Here is a 17,322-nt window from a genome sequence, read left to right as displayed (position 1 = left end):
CAGCTGCTGGGCCGCGAGGATTCGGACGTCTCGGCCGAGATGCAGCGGATCTTGGAGGACGAAGGCATCCGCGTCCTGACGGGCGCCCAGCCCGTTGCCGTGCAGGGCTGGTCGGGCCAGGAGGTCGGCATCACCCTGCACACCGCGTCGGGCGAGCAGCAACTCGACGGCACCCACCTGCTGGTGGCGACCGGGCGCATCCCCAACACCGCCGGCATCGGGCTGGAGCTGGCGGGGGTGGAGCTGGACGGCCGCGGCTTCATCCGCGTCAACGACCGGCTGGAGACCACGGCGCCGGGGGTCTGGGCCCTGGGCGAAGGCGCCGGCAGCCCGCAATTCACCCATGTCTCGGTCGATGATTTCCGGATCATCCGCGACAACCTGGCCGGCGGTGCGCGCCGGACCACGGACCGGCTGATCCCCTATGTCGTGTTCACTGACCCGCCGCTGGCCCGCATCGGGCTGAGCGAGATGGAGGCGAAGCGCCAGGGCGTCCCGGCCCGGGTGGCGCGGCTGCCGATGGCCGCGGTGCTGCGCACCCAGGCGACCGATGAGACCCAGGGCTTCCTGAAGGCGCTGGTCGGCGATGACGACCGCATCCTCGGCTTCACCATGATCGGTGCCGAAGCCGGCGAGGTGATGGCCGCCGTGCAGACCGCCATGCTGACCGGCCAGCCCTTCCCGAAGCTGCGCGACGCGGTGATCACCCACCTGACCTTCGCCGAAGGGCTGGGGCTGCTGTTCGGCGCCATTCCCGCGCGATAGAGCCCGAAAACGAAAACGGCCGGTGCGTCCTTGGACACACCGGCCGTTTTCGTTCGCAGCGATCTCCCTACAGCGCGCGGCGCGGGGCGAGGCGCAGCCGGACCATGGCCGGGGCCGGCATCGGCGCGGTGCGGGCCTGGCGGATGCGGAAGGCGGGCACCGGCGTGGCCGGCCGGCCGCGGGCCGGCTTCCAGGGCTGGCCGTTGAACCAGGCGGCGCCGCGGGCCCAGACCCACAGCATCGCGATGCCGCCGAGATTGACCGCCAGATGCGGCAGCAGCCCGGCGCCGCTCTGGTCCAGCACGATGCCGCCGATAAAGGACAGGGCCATGCCCAGCAGGAACACCGACAGCGAGTGCCGGCCCATCAGCGCCACCGGCTCTGCCCGCTGCGGCGTGATCAGGCCCGGCGCGGCACGCAGCAGCGACATCGTCACATAGGCCAGGGCGAAGAAGTGCAGCAGGCGCAGCGGGCCGACATCGGTCTTGCGCGCCAGCGGCTCCAGGATGTCGCGCATGCCGGCGAACAAGCCGCCGTCCAGCCGCACCAGCGACAGCGCCAGCGCCGCGCAGAACACCAGATAGATCACCGCCACGGTGATGCGGCCGCGGGTCGCCTGCGGCACCTCGAACCAGCCGGCGCCGTAGCCGTAGCCGGCGACGAACAGCACCTGCCAGGCGAAGGGGTTGAAGAACCAGCCGCGGCCGGTGGTGCTGTCGGCCACCAGGTTCCAGTCGCCGGCGATGGCGCCGACATACAGCACCGCCGAGATGGCGACGACCAGGGCCGGCGAGATCCGCGCCAGTAGCACCAGGGCGGGGATGGCCGCCAGCAGCAGCATGTACAGCGGCAGGATGTCGAAGTAGTTCGGCACGTAGTGGAGCGACAGCAGCGCCACCAGCGACCCGCCCGGATCCTGGAAGAACCGGTCGATGCCCAGGCGCGAGATGTAGTTCGGCTCGGCGAACATCCGGTTCGCCAGCACGATCACGGCGCAGATGACGATGAACAGGCCGATATGGGCGCGGTACAGCTGCCAGACGCGCTGCGCCACCCGCCCCAGCCCGGCCAGGAATCCGGCCCTGTCGAAGCTGCGGCCGAACGCCATGGCCGAGGAGAGGCCGGCCAGGAAGATGAAGATCTCCGCCGCATCGCTCAGCCCATACATCCGCGGCGTGAACATTCCTGCAATGTTCCCGGGCGTATGGTTTATGAAGATGATGATCAGCGCGAGACCACGAAAGAAATCGATCCGAACGTCCCGTGCCGGCTTCTGTGCGGTCATTTCCTCACTCCGGCTGCATCGGCGCGACGAGGCGATGCATCTGGGGAACGCTTCATACAGGACGAGGTTCCCTGGAAAACCGAGTCGTGGAAGACTGCCGCCCGGTGGGCGCGCGGAGAAGCGGATTGAGCATGTTGCGCCTGTGCATCGTCCTCCTGCTGCTGGCTGCGGCGCCGGTCCTGCACCGGCCCGCCCGGGCCCAGGGCATGGCCCCGGCCGAGGCCGTGATGTTCAAGAGCCTGTCCGGCGAGGTGATCACCGGACGCCTGTTCCTGCCCAAGGGCGCGGGCCCGTTTCCGGCCGTGGTCGGGCTGCACGGCTCCGGCGGCTACGCCCCGGCGCATGACCGCTGGGCCACCCGCCTGACCGCCAGCGGCTATGCCATGTTCCTGGTCGACAGCTACACCCCGCGCGGCTATCGCGAAATCATCTCGGTCGGCCTGTCGACGATCCCGGTCGAGCTGCGCGTCAAGGATGCGGTCGGCGCCCTCGAATACCTGCAGACCCGCAAGGAAATCAATCCCAAGCAGATCGCCGTTCTCGGCTGGTCGCAGGGCGGTACCACCGCCGTCGCCGCCACGGCGACGATGCGGACGGCGCTGATCGCCAAGACCGCCCCGCATTTCGCCGCGGCCATCGCCCTCTATCCCCGCTGCGACCAGTACATGACCAACACCCAGCCGGTCGGCGACACGCCGCTGCTGGTGCTGATGGGGTCGGCCGACACGGTGACGCCGGCCGCCGCCTGCGACACGCTGTTCGACACCTGGCTGTCCAAGGGCGCCGCGGTCAGCCTGATCGTCTATCCCGGCATGCAGCACAATTTCGACTTCACCGCCCCGACCACGGCAATGCTGGACCGGGCCCAGCCGCTGGCCGACCCGCCGGCGCTGAGCCCGAGCTGGACCCCGGTGGACGACGCCGAGGTTCGTGCGCTGAGTTTCCTCGACAAGCGGCTGGGGCTTGATTTGGGAGCGGGTTCGGTGAAATCTCCCCTTTACGTAAAGGGAAACCCCGCACCGAATTCGGGGAACGTGGGAGTCGTCCGATGACCGCCTATGCCGCGCCGATCTCCGACATGCGCTTCGTGCTACGGCATCTGGTCGGGCTGGACCGCATCGCAGCATTGCCCGGCAAAGGCGAGACGACGCCGGAGCTGGTCGAGGCGGTGCTGGAGGAGGCCGGCAAGCTGGCGGCCGAAGTGATCGCGCCCCTGAACGCCGTCGGCGACCGCGAGGGCGCCCGACTGGAGAACGGCGTGGTGCGCACCGCCCCCGGCTTCCGCGAGGCCTATGCCCAATACCGCGACGGCGGCTGGAACGCCCTGCCCTTCGAGGCGGAATGGGGCGGCCAGGACCTGCCCTGGGCGGTGGCGATGGCGGTGGCGGAGATGTGGCAGTCGGCCAGCATGGCCTTCGGCCTGTGCCCGGTGCTGAACCAGGGCGCGGTCGAGGCGCTGCAGGCCCATGGCTCGGACGAGCAGAAGCGGACCTACCTGCCGAAGCTGGTCTCCGGCGTCTGGACCGGCACGATGAACCTGACCGAGCCGCAGGCCGGATCCGACGTCGGCGCGGTGCGGACAAGGGCGGAGCGGCAGGCCGACGGCAGCTACCGCATCACCGGCCAGAAGATCTTCATCACCTATGGCGACCACGACATGGCCGAGAACATCGTCCATCTCGTGCTGGCCCGCACGCCGGACGCGCCGGCCGGGATCAAGGGCATCAGCCTGTTCCTGGTGCCGAAGCTGCTGCCCGATGCCGACGGCAATCCGGGCGAGCGCAACGACCTGCGCTGCGTCAGCCTGGAGCACAAGCTGGGCATCCATGCCAGCCCGACCTGCGTCATGGCCTATGGCGACCAGGGCGGCGCCACCGGCTTCCTGATCGGCCAGGAGAATCGCGGCATCGAGTACATGTTCACGATGATGAACAACGCCCGGCTGACCGTGGGGCTGCAGGGCGTTGCGATCGCCGAGCGCGCCACCCAGGCGGCCGAGGCCTATGCCGCCACCCGGGTCCAGGGCAAGCCCATTGGCGTCGATGGCCCGGCGCCGATCGCGGCCCATCCCGATGTCCGCCGCATGCTGCTGTCGATGCGCTGCCTGACCGAGGCGGCGCGGGCCCTGACCTACAGCGCCGGCGCCGCGCTGGACCTGGCCCGCGGCCATCCCGACCCGGCCGAGCGGGCCAAGGCGCAGGCCCGGGTCGACCTGCTGACGCCGGTGGTGAAGGGCTGGAGCACGGATGTCGGCTGCGAGGTGGCCTCGACCGGTATCCAGGTGCATGGCGGCATGGGCTATATCGAGGAGACCGGCGCCGCCCAGTTCCTGCGCGACGCCCGGATCACGCCGATCTATGAGGGCACCAACGGCATCCAGGCCAATGACCTGGTGTTCCGCAAGGTGGCGCGGGATGGCGGCGTCGCCGCCCGGCAGCTGTTCGAGGAGATGGCGCGGACCCAGGCGGAGCTGGCCGCCCATCCGGCGGCGGCCCCGATCCGCGAGCGGCTGGTGGAGAGCCTGGCGGCGCTGATGGCGGCGACCGACTGGGTGGTGGAAACCGCGGCCGAGACCCCGGCCGCCGTCGCCGCCAGCGCGGTGCACTATCTGCGGATGTTCGGCCTGGTGGCCGGCGGCTGGCTGATGGCCAGGGCGGCGCTGGCCGCGGTCGCCGATGACAGCGATTCCGCGCTGGCCGTGACCAAGCTGGCCCATGCCCGCTTCTTCGCCGACCAGTTCCTGCCCCAGGCTGCCGCCCTGCTGCTGCCGATCACCGAGGGGTGGCGGAGCGTGACCGGGGCGGAAGAGCAGACCTAGCTCTCGCTTGCCACCGGCATCGCGGATGCACCGCCGGCTCGGGCCGCCCGCCATGCCGTCGGGCTGGTGCCGGTGACGCGGCGAAATTCGCGGTTGAAGTTCGATTTGGTCTGGAATCCGGCCTCGAACATGATCGTCGTGACCGGCTGATCGGTCTCGGCCAGCAGGCGACAGGCCTCGGCAATGCGCCGGTCGTTGACGTAGTGCGAGATGCTGCGGCCCTCGACCCGATTGACCGCCATCGAGATGCGGCGTGCCGGGATGCCGCTCCGGCGCGCCAGCCGCGCGAGGTTGAGGTCGAGGTCGCGGAACAGCGCCTGGCTTTGCATCAGATCATTCAGCGCTGCCACGACGCGGATGTCGTCCTCCTCCGGCGCGGCTGCCTCGTCCGCCTCGATCCCCGGCGATGCCGTCACCGGCGCCGCAGGCTCCGCAGCCGCCGGATTGCGGCCCGCGAGCAGGGCCGCGAAACCCAGCATCAGCAGCGCCGGCAGGCTGGCGAGGCTGACGATCAGCGCGCCATGCCTGCCATCCGCCCAGGCCAGGTCGAGTGCGATCAGGCCGCCGACCGCCGCCGAGAGGATCAGGGCCACGGCGGTGGCCTGCAAGGCCCGATGGGTCTGCCCAACCTGGTCGAGCCGCGCCAGGCGGAGGGCGTCGGGGCCGGCCCGGGCCAGCCGCGCCAGCGCCACCCCATAGGCCAGGTGAATCGCGATCACGGCGGCGTCGATCGCATCAGGCCAGAGCAGGATGAGCAGGACGACCAGGCCGGGCGGCACGGCCTGGGGCCAGAGCTGCGCCACACCGCGACCCGCCCCTTCCACCGTCAGCCGGCGAAAGCCGATCCAGGCCAGCGGCCCGGCCGCCGCCGCCAGGGTGGCCTGGAGCGGCAGGCCGGCCTCGATGCCATAGCCCCAGCGCAGCCCGATCAGCGCCGACAATGCGGTGAGCACCGCGACCAGGGCCAGGAGGACCGGGTCGAACGGCGCGTCATCCGCCCGGCCCGCCAGGCGCAGCAGCATCAACAGCAGCAGCAGGGTGACGACGAAGGGCAGCGGCAGGACCAGCATGGCAGCACTCGATCGTCGGGCATCGGCCGCGACGGTCAGAAGGACGAAGACCGACCAGATCATGGCCCGGATCGCGATCCGGGACGACCTGGATCGCGATCCAGGTCTCGTCCGGCGGGCCGTGGCCGCAGCGTCGGCCAGCGCCGCTCGTCCGGCGGCGTTCCCCCTCGAGGTTTCCGCATGAGATACGCCCCTGCCCGGTTCGCTTTGGCTCTGCTCGCCCTGGCCGGCGCCGGCCTCGCCCCCCAGCCGACCCTGGCTGAGGAGGCCGTCGGCGTGCGCACCCTGACCATCCCGGCGCCGGATCGCGGCACCACGCTCCACGGGCTGCTGTGGTATCCGGCCGCGCCGGGCGGCACCTCCGTGCTGATCGGTGACGACCCGCCATTCCGGGGCACCCCGGCCCGCCGCGACGCACCGCCCGCGGCGGGCCGGTTCCCGCTGCTGCTGCTGTCGCATGGGCTGGGGGGCGGCGCCGCCGATCTGGGCTGGATCAGCGCCCGGCTTGCCGCGGCCGGCTATATCGTCGCCGCCCCGAACCATCCGGGCACGACCGGTGGCGACGTCTCGCCGGCCGCCGCCCTCCAGGTCTGGCAGCGGCCGGCCGACCTGTCCGCCGTGCTGGACGCGATCGAGGCGGCCCCGGCCTGGCGCGACCGGATCGACACCGGCCGGGTCGGCGTGCTCGGCTTCTCGCTCGGCGGCTATACCGCCCTGGCGATCGCCGGGGCGCGGGTGGATGCCGCAGCCTATGCCCGCTACTGCGACACGTCGAAGACGCCGATGTGGGATTGCACCTGGCTGCAGCAGGGCGGTGTCGACGTCCACCGGATCGACGCAGCGCGGTTCGGCCGGTCGAATCGTGACCCGCGCATCGCCTTCGCCATCGCGGTCGATCCCGCCCTGGCGCCCGCCTATACGGCGGAGAGCCTGAAGGGCCTGCCGGTGCCGGTCGAGATCATCAACCTGGGCCGGCCGGACACGATCCCGCCGATGGTCGCCGCGGCCGGAGTGGCGGCTGCCATTCCCGGCGCCGCCTACGAGACGGTGCCCGACGCGGTGCACTACAGCTTTCTCGGCGAATGCGTGCCGGATGGCGCCGCGCTGCTGAAGCGCGAAGGGCTCACCGAGCCGCTGTGCGACGACGGCGACGGCCGGCCCCGGGCCGCGCTGCACGCCCAGCTGGGCCGGATGATCGAGACTGCCCTGCAGCGGCTGTTCCGCCGCCGGCATGCCGGCGATGGCCGGAGCGGACTGCGGATCCAGCTGTTCGGAACGGCCTGACGGATCGGGATCCCCGGCTTCGGGCTGCCGACCCGAACCGCCGCGGCCCCGGAGCCTGCGGGCCCTAGGCCTTGATCCCGAGCCGCTGCACCTCGGCGGCGGCGTCGCGCCATTCCTGGGCGTAGTCGACGTCCTGGTAGTTCTCGAACCACGGGCCGCCGCGGGTGTAGTGCACCGCCTGCGGGTAGCCCTTCGCCGGCTTCGGATACCAGCCCTCGAGCCAGTTCCAGCCGGTGTCGAGCGAACCGATCTGGTCGTCGCTCAGCCACTGGAAGCGATGCAGGAAGGCGCCGGTCTCGCGGTTCACCACCTCCGGCGTCAGCGTCGCGTTGGCCGGGTGGCCGCAGTTGAACAGCATCAGGCTGGACCAGTTCTTGCGCGGATAGGCGGCCTGCGGCTTGCCGTCCATCTTCACCGCCTCCTTCGGCTGATAGTCGTGCTGCACGACCATCACCGCGTAGCGGTCCTCGGCCTGGGCGAAGAGGTCGGCGATGTCGGCGAACCACAGGAAGTCGCAGTCGCAGAACACCGCCCAGCCCCGGTACCCGGCCAGCGCCGGCACCAGGAAGCGGCTGAAGGTGAACTCGGTCGACCCCAGCGTGTCGACCGGGCGGGTGTAGATGCCCTGGGCCCGCAGCTCCGGCAGCTTCAGCGGCGTGATCTCGACCGGCTTCGAGGCGTGCTGCAGCACCGAATGACGGCAGACCTGCCACGCGATGTCCTCGCGTGAATCGTAACCGACATAGAGGCGCAGCGACTCGCTCATTCCCATGCTCCAAATTTGCGACCGGCTCGCAACTGCCTCTCCCTAGCACGGGCGGAGGCCGTAGTCTAACGCTCCCCCTTGCGATAGGGCACCATCAGCGCCTTCGGCACCGCGGCGCGGCGCGACATGGCGATCAGGGCGAGGATGCTGAGCAGATAGGGCAGCATCAGGAAGATCTGGTAGGGGACCGCCCCGCCGGCGAGCTGCTGCAGCCGCACCTGGAAGGCGTCGAAGGCGCCGAACAGCAGGGCGCCGAGCAGCGCCTTGCCCGGCCGCCAGGAGGCGAAGACCACCAGGGCGATGCACACCCAACCGCGGCCGGCCACCATCTCGAAGAAGAAGGCGTTGAAGGCCGACATCGTCAGGAAGGCGCCGCCGACCGCCATCAGCGCCGACCCGGCCATCACCGCGCCGAGGCGGATGGCGACGACGTCGAGCCCCTGCGCCTCGGCCGCCGCAGGATTCTCGCCGACCGCGCGCAGGGCCAGCCCGAGTGGCGTGCGGTACAGGACCCAGGCGGTGATCGCGACGGCGGCCAGCGCCAGATAGGTCAGCGGCGTCTGCTGGAACAGCACCGGGCCGATCCAGGGCAGGTCCGACAGGCCGGGCAGCACCACCGGCTGGAATGGCTCGATCCGCGGTGGGGTCGAGGCGTTCGGCAGCACCATGCGGTAGGTGAAGTAGGACAGGCTGGTGGCCAGCAGGGTCACGCCGATGCCGGTGACGTGCTGCGACAGGCCGAGTGGCACGGTCAGCAGCGCATGCAGCAGGCCGAAGGCGGCGCCGACCCCGGCGGCGAAGAGCACACCGGTCCACAGGTCGCCGCCCTGATACACCCACATCCAGCCGGCCATGGCGCCGGCGGTGAAGATGCCCTCGATGCCGAGGTTCAGCACCCCGGCGCGCTCGCAGATCAGCTCGCCCAGCGTGCCGAAGACGAGTGGCGTGGCGATGCGCAGCGCCGCCGCCCAGAAGCTGGCGGCCAGCAGGATGTCGAGCACCGCGCTCATCGCCACCTCATCCGGTAGCGCAGGACGATGCCGGAGAGCAGCACGGTCAGCAGCGAGGTGGCGACCACCAGGTTGGCGATGTAGCTGGAGACGCCGATCGCCCGGCTCATGCTGTCGGCGCCGACGAAGACGGCGGCCACGAACAGCGCCGCCAGCAGCACGCCCAGCGCATGCAGCTGCGCCAGCATGGCGACGACGATGCCGGCATAGCCGTAGCCGGGCGACAGGTCCTGGCTGAGATAGCCCTTCAGCCCCGCCACCTCCCCCACCCCGGCCAGGCCGGCCAGGGCGCCGGAGATCAGGCCGACGCGCAGCATCACCCGGCCCACCGGCATGCCGGCGAAGCGCGCGGCCGACGGGTTGGCGCCGGTGGCCCGCATCTCGAAGCCCCAGGTCGTGCGCGTGGTAATCAACCAGACCAGCAGCGCGGCGACGACGGCGATGATCAGCCCGGCATGCACGCGGGTGCGCGGGATCAGCTTCGGCAGGGCGGCGGCGTCGAGCACCGGCGCCGATTGCGGCCAGCCCATGCTCATCGGGTCCTTCATCGGCCCTTCCAGCATCATCGAGATGAACAGCAGCACGACGAAGTTGAGCAGCAGCGTCGTCACCACCTCGTCGACGCCGAGCCGGGTCTTCAGCAGCGTCGGCCCCGCCATCCACAGCCCGCCCGCCAGGGCGCCGGCCAGCAGGATCAGCGGCAGCAGGGCCCAGGCCGGCCAGTCGAGCGCGCCGGAGCCGAGCGCCGTCGCCGCCAGAGCGCCGAGATAGAGCTGGCCCTCCGCCCCGATGTTCCACAGCTTGGCGCGGAAGGCGACGGTGGCGGCCAGGCCGGTCAGCACCAGCGGCGTGGCGCGGGACAGCGTCTCGGCGATGGCGAAGCGGGAGCCGAAGGCGCCCTGGACCATCACGCCATAGGCCTGCAACACCGGCGCACCGGCCCAGAGCAGCGGGATGGCGCAGAGCAGCAGCGCCAGCAGGGCCGCGCCGGCCGAGGCGCCCAGCATCAGCAGCGGCGAGGCGCGCTCGCGCGGCTCAAGACGCATGGGCCAGCTCCGACTCCTGCCCCGCCATCATCAGGCCGAGGGCGCGGATGGTCAGCCGCTCGGCCGGCCAGGGGGCGGTGAGGCGGCCGCGATAGATCACGGCGATGCGGTCGGACAAGGCGAACAGCTCATCGAGATCCTCGGAGACCAGCAGCACCCCGGCGCTGCGGTCGCGCGCGGCCAGCAGCCGGCCGTGGATCTCCGCCACCGCGCCGACATCCAGGCCGCGGGTCGGCTGGCAGGCCAGGACCAGGCCGGGCGACCGCTCCAGCACCCGGCCGAGGATCAGCTTCTGCATGTTGCCGCCGGAGAGCAGCCGGGTGCGCGCCTCCGGCCCCGGACAGCGCACATCGTAACCGGCGATCAGCCGCCGCGCCCGGTCGCGCATGGCGCCCCGGCGCATCAGTCCGGCCCGCTGCGCCTCCGGCCGGCGGTAATCCTCCAGCGCCGCGTTCTCCCACACCGCCATGTCGCCGACGACGCCGTCGCGATGGCGATCCTCCGGGATGCGGCCGACCCCGGCCGCGACCATGGCGGCGGGAGAGCCGAGCGGCGCCGGACGGCCGAACAGCGTGACCCGGCCGGAGTCCGGGGCGACGAGGCCGGAGACCAGATCGGCCAGCACTGCCTGGCCGTTGCCGGAGACACCGGCGATGCCGACCACCTCGCCGCCGCGGAGGTCGAGCGACACGCCGTCGAGCAGCGCCCGGCCGCCGGGGCCGCGCAGCGTGACGCCGTCCAGCGCCAGCACGGTAGCGCCGGGCGCGGCCGGACGCCGCCGCACCTCGGCGACGGTCCGGCCGACCATGGCCTCGGCCAAAGCGGCGCGGTCGACGCCGGCCGTCGCCATCTCCGCCGCTACCCGGCCGGCGCGCAGCACCACGACGCGGCGGCTGATCGCCAGCACCTCGCCCAGCTTGTGCGAGATGAAGACGATCGCCAGCCCCTGCCCCGCCAGCCGGCGCAGCACCGCGAACAGCCCATCGGCCTCCTGCGGCGTCAGCACCGCCGTCGGCTCGTCCAGGATCAGCACCCGGGCGTCGCGGTAGAGCGCCTTGAGGATCTCGACCCGCTGCCGCTCGCCGACCGACAGGCTGGACACCGGAGCGTCCAGCGGCACGGCCAGGCCCGAGGCCTCGATCAACGCCGCCAGCTTCGCCCGGGCCGCGCGCCGCCGCAGCGCCGGGCGCCACAGCGACTGCGAGCCGAGCACGATGTTGTCGAAGACGCTGAGATTGTCGGCCAGGGCGAAATGCTGGTGCACCATGCCGATGCCGGCCGCCAGCGCCGCCTGCGGCGAGCCCGGGCGCAACGGCGCCAACCGACCGTCCGGCCCCGCCACCTCGACCGTCCCGGCGTCGGCCACGTAATGGCCGAACAGGATGTTCATCAGCGTGGTCTTGCCGGCGCCGTTCTCGCCGAGCAGCGCCAGCACCTCGCCGCGGGCGAGGTCGAGGTCGATGCCGTCATTGGCGAGCAGCGCGCCGAAGCGCTTGGTGATGCCGCGCAGGCGCAGGGCCGGCGCGGCATCGGAGGAGTCGGGCGTCACAGCGTCGGCTTCGGCTCGCTGTCGTCGACCTTGACCGTGAAGGCGCCGCTCTCGATCTCCTTCTGCCGGGCGGCCACCTTGTCGATGATCGCCTGGTCGACCAGCTTCGGGTCGAGGGGCGCGAGCGTGGCGCCGCCCGCCTTCATGGCGCTGTAGGGGCCGTAATTCTCGGCCTTGAAGCTGCCGGCGGCGACCGCCTTCAAAGCGCGGTCGATGGTCGGCTCCATGTGCCACAGCGCGCTGGCCACCACCGTGCCGGGATATTCCGACTGGGTGTCGATGACGTTGCCGATGGCCAGGACCTTGCGCTCCTTGGCCGCGTCGGAGACGCCGTAGCGCTCGGCATACAGCACGTCGGCGCCGGCATCGACCATGGCGAAGGCCGCCTCCTTGGCCTTGGGCGGGTCGTACCAGGAGCCGATGAAGGTGATCGAGAACTTGACCTGCGGGTTGACCTCCAGCGCTCCGGCCATGAAGGCATGCATCAGCCGGTTGACCTCCGGGATCGGGTAGCCGCCGACCATGCCGATCTTGTTCGACCTGGTCTTCAGCCCGGCCACCATGCCGGTGAGGTAGGAGGCGTCCTGGATGTAGTTGTCGAAGACCGAGAAGTTCGGCTCGGCCGGCGGCAGGCTTGAGCCCATCAGGAAGGCGGTGTCGGGATAGTCCTTGGCCACCGCCCGGGCGCCGCGCTCGACCCCGAAGGCCTCGCCGATGATCAGCTTCTTGCCGGCCTCGGCGTATTCGCGCATGACGCGCTCATAATCGGTGTTCGACGTGTTCTCGGAATAGACGTAGTCGATCTCGCCGCGCTCCTGCGCCGCCTTCAGCGCCTTGTGGATGCGGCTGACCCATTGCTGCTCGACCGGCACGGTGTAGACCGCCGCCACCTGCAGCTTGTCCGCCGCCCGCGCCTGCGGCAGCGCCGCGGCCCCGACCATCGCCACCGCCGCGCCGAGCAGCGCCCGGCGACTCCAACGTCCCAGCATGAAAACCCCCTTGCTTGTTGATTTTCTGACCAGCCGGTCAAGTGTGCAGAAACCGGCGCAGGGCGCAACAGGGCGTCGGCCGGCCGGCACCGGGTCTACAGCGTCCGGGCGTTGCCCTTCAACAGCTTGCCGGACATGGCGGGCCGGCCCGGGGCCTGGAACGTCACGCTGTCGCCGACGATCGAGAGCGTGGCGCAGTCGCCCTCCTGGGGCGCCTTCGCCTGGGCCGGGAACACGCAGAAGCGCCCATCGTTGCGCAGCGTCCATCGGACGGGCTGGGCCCCGCCCTCGCCGCCGCGGGCAGCACGGCCGGTGCCGTCGGCCTGGAGATAGAGGGCCGTCTCGCCGGAACGGTCGGGCCGGTTGAAGACCAGCGTGTTGCCGGCCAGGGCCTCAACCATCGTCCTGGTCGCGGGCGTCGCCGGGGCCAGGCCGCGGGCATCGCCGTCCAGCAGCCGGCCATAGGCGGCACGCCCGTCCCGGCCCGCCAGGACCACGCGGTCGCCGGTGATCGAGACGGTGAGGCAATCCTCGTCCGCCGCCGCCTTCCCGGTATCGGTGAAGCACAGCCGCCCATCGTCCCGAAGCGACCAGCGGAAGGCGTCCGGCGTGTCGGCGGCATCGTCCTGCCGGGTGCTCCGCCCGGTTCCGTCCGCCAGGAAGTAGAAGGCGGCCACCTCGCCGGAGCCGCCGAGCGGCATCAGGATCACGGTGTTGCCGGCCAGAAGCCGGCCCGCCGCCTTGCCGGTGACCGGGCTCTTCGCACCCGCCGGATCCAGCTGCCAGGCGTCGCCGTGCAGGACCTTGCCGGTCGCGGCCGGCCCGTCCTTCGGCGCCAGAGTCGCCGTGTCGCCGGCGATCGAGAGCGTGACGCAGTCCCCGTCCGCAGCCGTGCCAGAAGGGTCGCTCACGCAGAACAGCCCGTCGGACCGGAATGCCCATTGCACCGCCCACGGCGGATCGGCGACGCCGCCCTTCCGCTCGGCGACCCGGCCGGTCCCGTCCGGCAGCATGAAGACGGCCGACTCGCCGCCGGGCTGGCCGGGCTGCGTGACCACCAGCGTGTTGCCGATCAGGGCCTCCACCGCCCGCCAGCCATCGATCGTGCCCGGCGCGTCCGCCGCCCGCGCCGCAGCGCCGACGGCCAGCGCCGACACCGCGGCCGCAGCCAGCGCGAGCCCCCTCGTCCATCCCATGCCGGGCCCTTCCCCGATGCGCCGCCAGACCTACCGTCAGCCCCTGAGCCCGATCACCTCGCGGCCGATCAGCATGCGGCGCACCTCCGAGGTGCCGGCGCCGATCTCGTACAGCTTGGCGTCGCGCAGCAGGCGGCCGGTGGCGAATTCGTTGATGTAGCCGTTGCCGCCCAGCGCCTGGATCGCCTGCAGCGCCATCCAGGTCGCCTTCTCGGCGGCGTAGAGGATGGCGCCGGCCGAATCCTGCCGGGTCACCCGGCCGCGGTCGCAGGCCTGGCCGACGGCGTAGACATAGGCGCGGCTGGCATTGAGGGCGACATACATGTCGGCCACCTTGCCCTGCATCAGCTGGAACTCGCCGATCGGCCGGCCGAACTGCTTCCGGTCGCGGACATAGGGCAGGACGATGTCGAGGCAGGCCTGCATGATGCCGAGCGGCCCGGCCGCCAGCACCGTGCGCTCGAAATCGAGGCCGCTCATCAGCACGCGCACGCCCTCGCCCACCCGGCCGAGCACGTTCTCCTCCGGCACCTCGCAATCCTGGAACACCAGCTCGCAGGTGTTGGAGCCGCGCATGCCGAGCTTGTCGAGCTTCTGCGCGGTGGAGAAGCCCTTGAACCCCTTCTCGACCAGGAAGGCGGTGATGCCGCGAGGGCCGGCCGCCGGATCGGTCTTGGCATAGACCACCAGCGTGTCGGCGTCGGGGCCGTTGGTGATCCACATCTTGTTGCCGTTGAGGATGTAGCGGTCGCCCTTCTTCTCCGCCTTCAGCCTCATGCCGACGACGTCGGAGCCGGCGCCGGGCTCGGACATCGCCAGCGCCCCGACATGCTCGCCCGCGATCAGCTTCGGCAGGTAGCGGCGCTTCTGCTCCTCCGTGCCGTTCAGCTTGATCTGGTTGACGCAGAGGTTGGAATGGGCGCCGTAGGACAGGCCGACCGAGGCGGAGGCGCGGGAGATCTCCTCCATCGCCACGATGTGCTCGAGATAGCCCATCCCAGCGCCGCCATACTCCTCGTCGACCGTGACGCCGAGGACGCCGAGGTCGCCCATCTTGCGCCAGAGGTCCATCGGGAACTGGTTGTCGCGGTCGATATCGGCGGCGCGCGGTGCGATCTCGGCCTCGGCGAAGCCGCGCACCGAATCGCGCAGCATGTCGGCGGTGTCGCCGAGCATGAAATCGAGGCCCTGCGGCTCATTGGGGATCATGGGGCGTCGCTCCCGGTGTCAATGTTTCCGGCACTGTAGCGCAGCCCGCGCAACAAAAGAAAAGCCCCGCGATGCCGAAGCACCGCGGGGCTTGTGCAGCAAGAGGGAACGGGGTCCCGGACGCCCGTGGGCCAAGCGTCCGGGCCGATCCCCCCGACCGGCCGAAGCCGATCAGAGCACGAAGTCGCCGATCACCAGAGCGGCCGCACCCTTGACCTGGATCTCGAAGTCGGCATGGCCGTCGCCATTGACGTCGCCGCTGAGGATCCCGCCCTGGAAGTGCAACTGACCAGCGACGCCGGTGAAGTTGGCCGACCCGATGAAGGAGAAGGCCTGGTCGCCGGCGACCTTGGTGTTGGCATCGATGAAGTGCAGGTCGATCTTGTCGCCCTGGCTGTGGTTGAAGTCGGTGATCACGTCCCGGCCCGCGCCGACCACCGAATGGGCGATCGACTGGAACCGGAAGGTGTCGGCGCCCGCGCCGCCGGTCAGGGTGTCCGTCCCTGCGCCGCCGTCGAGGACGTCGTTACCCGCCTTACCATCGAGGATGTCGTTGCCGGCCAGGCCGGCGAGGCCGTTGGCGGTCTCGTTGCCCCAGATGGTGTTGGCACCGGCGTTGCCGACGCCCAGCGAGCCCGAACCGGCCGCCAGCATCAGGTTCTCGACGTTGTCGGCCAGGGTCCAGCTCTTGGTCGAAACGACCCAGTCGATCCCGCCGTCGGCCTGCTCCTGGGTCCGATCACCGGTGTTGTCGACGTAGTAGGTGTCGTTGCCCGCGCCGCCGATCATGATATCGGCACCCGCGCCACCGACGATCACGTCGTTGCCGAGGCCACCCGTGATGGTGTCGTTGCCGGCATCACCGTAGAGGGTGTCGGCACCCGTGCCGCCATCGATCCGGTCGTCGCCAGCGGCGCCGTGGATCACGTCGTTGCCGAGATAGCCGTTCAGGTGATCGGCATTCGCGGTGCCGTTCAGGTGATCGGCCGAGCCGACGGCGTCGCCGACGATGTTGGCCAGCGAGTTGGCGCCGAGGCCGACAACGTTCAGCACCGAGCCGAGCAGGCCGGTCACGACGCTGAGCGGGCCGACATGCGACAGGCCGCTGACGTCGATGCTGGTGACCGCATCGCCCAGGGAGGACAAGATGGTGTCCAGCGCCGCCTCGAGGGTGTTGCCACCGCCGAGCAGGCTGCCCAGCACGCCGTGCAGGTCCAGAATGCCGCCGAGGCCGTCGCCGCCCAGCAGGCCGCCGAGCACGCCCTCGACCGTCGACAGCACGCCGCCGAGGATGCCCTCGACCAGGCCGCCGACATTGCCGAGATCGACGCCGCCCAGGCCACCGCCCAGGACATCGCCGCCCAGCAGGCCGTCGAGCAGGCCGGTGACGGTGCCGAGGATGCCGCCCAGCAGGTCGCCGCCCAGCAGATCGCCGCCGGTCAGGCCGTGCAGCAGGCCTTCGACCGTGCTCAGGACGCCGCCCAGCAGGTCGCCGCCGCCGGTGATGCCGCCCAGCAGGTCGCCCAGCACGCCGGTCAGGCTGCCGAGGAGATCACCGCCCAGCAGGTCGCCGCCGAGAACGCCGTTCAGCAGGTCGGTGACGGTGCCGAGCAGGCCGCCCAGCAGGTCGCCGCCGCCGGTGCCGCCCAGCAGGCCGCCCAGCAGATCGCCGCCCAGCAGGCCGTTCAGCAGGTCGCCGACCGAGCCGAGCAGGCCGCCCAGCAGGTCGCCCCCGAGCAGATCGCCGCCCAGCAGGCCGCCGACGATGCCCTCGACCGCGCCGAGCAGACCGCCCAGCAGGTCGCCGCCGCCGGGGAGGCCGCCCAGCAGGCTGTTCACCGCGTCGCTGCCACCCAGGACGCCGCCCAGCAGGCCCTGGACCAGGTCGAGCACGCCGCCCAGCAGGTCGCCGCCCAGCAGGTCGCCGCCGAGGATGCCGCCCAGCAGATCGTTCACGCTGCCGAGCAGGCCGTCGAGCAGGTTGCCGCCCAGCAGGCCGCCGAGCAGGTCGCCGCCCAGCAGGTCACCGCCAAGGACGCCGTTCAGCAGGTCGCCGACGGTGTCGAGCACGCCGCCGAGCAGGCCGCCGTCCAGCAGGCCGCCGAGCAGGTCGCTGCCGCCCAGGATGCCGCCGAGCAGGCCGTCGACCGTCTCGAGCAGGCCGCCGAGGATGCCGCCGGCGTTGCCGCCGAGGACGCCGCCCAGCAGGTCGCCGTCGAGGATGCCGCCGAGCAGGCCGCTGACCGTCTCGAGCACGCCGCCGAGGACGCCGCCCAACAGGTCGCCATGCAGGATGTTGCCGAGCAGATCCTCGACCCCGCCGAGCAGGTTGCCC

14 protein-coding genes are annotated in these 17,322 nt (G+C 71.4%); 4 read left to right on the top strand and 10 right to left on the bottom strand.

Going from position 1 to position 17,322, the window contains the following annotated elements:
- On the top strand, nt 1-765 hold a 765-nt coding region (locus tag ABDW35_RS14415), incomplete at its 5' end, for an FAD-dependent oxidoreductase (RefSeq protein WP_343714567.1).
- Between the two features lie 67 nt (nt 766-832).
- On the opposite strand, the gene ABDW35_RS14410 is transcribed toward ABDW35_RS14415, so the two are convergent.
- Entirely contained in the window at nt 833-2,050 is a 1,218-nt protein-coding gene (locus tag ABDW35_RS14410; protein WP_343714566.1) for an OpgC domain-containing protein, read from the bottom strand.
- Between the two features lie 131 nt (nt 2,051-2,181).
- On the opposite strand from ABDW35_RS14410, the gene ABDW35_RS14405 reads away from it, so the two are divergent.
- A complete protein-coding gene (locus ABDW35_RS14405) occupies nt 2,182-3,102 on the top strand; it encodes a dienelactone hydrolase family protein (protein ID WP_343714568.1) in 921 nt (306 codons plus the stop codon).
- Nucleotides 3,099-4,868, top strand: coding sequence for an acyl-CoA dehydrogenase (locus ABDW35_RS14400; protein WP_343714565.1), 1,770 nt, complete (start codon nt 3,099-3,101; stop codon nt 4,866-4,868). The genes ABDW35_RS14405 and ABDW35_RS14400 overlap by 4 nt, the downstream gene beginning before the upstream one ends.
- On the opposite strand, the gene ABDW35_RS14395 is transcribed toward ABDW35_RS14400, so the two are convergent.
- Nucleotides 4,865-6,001, bottom strand: coding sequence for an AraC family transcriptional regulator (locus tag ABDW35_RS14395; RefSeq protein WP_343714564.1), 1,137 nt, complete (start codon nt 5,999-6,001; stop codon nt 4,865-4,867). The two genes, ABDW35_RS14400 and ABDW35_RS14395, sit on opposite strands and share 4 nt — an antisense overlap.
- Before the next feature lie 117 nt (nt 6,002-6,118).
- Here ABDW35_RS14395 and ABDW35_RS14390 point away from each other — a divergent pair, with 117 nt between their 5' ends.
- Nucleotides 6,119-7,222, top strand: coding sequence for an alpha/beta fold hydrolase (locus ABDW35_RS14390; RefSeq protein WP_343714563.1), 1,104 nt, complete (start codon nt 6,119-6,121; stop codon nt 7,220-7,222).
- A gap of 64 nt (nt 7,223-7,286) precedes the next feature.
- On the opposite strand, the gene ABDW35_RS14385 is transcribed toward ABDW35_RS14390, so the two are convergent.
- The 8 genes from ABDW35_RS14385 to ABDW35_RS14350 form a co-directional block, all read right to left on the bottom strand.
- The gene (locus ABDW35_RS14385) at nt 7,287-7,988 is read right to left on the bottom strand and encodes a hypothetical protein (protein WP_343714562.1); all 702 of its coding nucleotides are present in this window, start codon (nt 7,986-7,988) and stop codon (nt 7,287-7,289) included.
- A 65-nt stretch (nt 7,989-8,053) separates the two neighbouring features.
- Nucleotides 8,054-8,998 (bottom strand): ABC transporter permease, encoded by a 945-nt coding sequence (locus tag ABDW35_RS14380; protein WP_343714561.1) that lies wholly within the window; start codon nt 8,996-8,998, stop codon nt 8,054-8,056.
- Entirely contained in the window at nt 8,995-10,044 is a 1,050-nt protein-coding gene (locus tag ABDW35_RS14375; RefSeq protein ID WP_343714560.1) for an ABC transporter permease, read from the bottom strand. The genes ABDW35_RS14380 and ABDW35_RS14375 overlap by 4 nt, the downstream gene beginning before the upstream one ends.
- Nucleotides 10,034-11,593 (bottom strand): ABC transporter ATP-binding protein, encoded by a 1,560-nt coding sequence (locus tag ABDW35_RS14370; RefSeq protein WP_343714559.1) that lies wholly within the window; start codon nt 11,591-11,593, stop codon nt 10,034-10,036. Before ABDW35_RS14370 ends, ABDW35_RS14375 begins: the two co-directional genes overlap by 11 nt.
- Nucleotides 11,590-12,582 carry a BMP family protein gene (locus ABDW35_RS14365; RefSeq protein ID WP_343714558.1) on the bottom strand — a complete coding sequence of 331 codons (993 nt, stop codon included), beginning with the start codon at nt 12,580-12,582 and terminating at the stop codon, nt 11,590-11,592. The genes ABDW35_RS14370 and ABDW35_RS14365 overlap by 4 nt, the downstream gene beginning before the upstream one ends.
- A gap of 95 nt (nt 12,583-12,677) precedes the next feature.
- Nucleotides 12,678-13,778, bottom strand: coding sequence for a hypothetical protein (locus ABDW35_RS14360; RefSeq protein ID WP_343714557.1), 1,101 nt, complete (start codon nt 13,776-13,778; stop codon nt 12,678-12,680).
- A 36-nt stretch (nt 13,779-13,814) separates the two neighbouring features.
- Nucleotides 13,815-14,987 (bottom strand): isovaleryl-CoA dehydrogenase, encoded by a 1,173-nt coding sequence (locus ABDW35_RS14355; protein ID WP_343714556.1) that lies wholly within the window; start codon nt 14,985-14,987, stop codon nt 13,815-13,817.
- Between the two features lie 171 nt (nt 14,988-15,158).
- Nucleotides 15,159-17,322 (bottom strand): calcium-binding protein (locus tag ABDW35_RS14350; protein ID WP_343714555.1); only part of this gene is annotated, 2,164 nt, incomplete at its 5' end.

This window comes from Inquilinus sp., assembly GCF_039594555.1.
Taxonomy (GTDB): Bacteria; Pseudomonadota; Alphaproteobacteria; order DSM-16000; family Inquilinaceae; genus Inquilinus.
The sequence above is the reverse complement of the archived record's forward strand: the minus strand, read 5'-3'. Positions and strand labels throughout refer to the sequence as shown.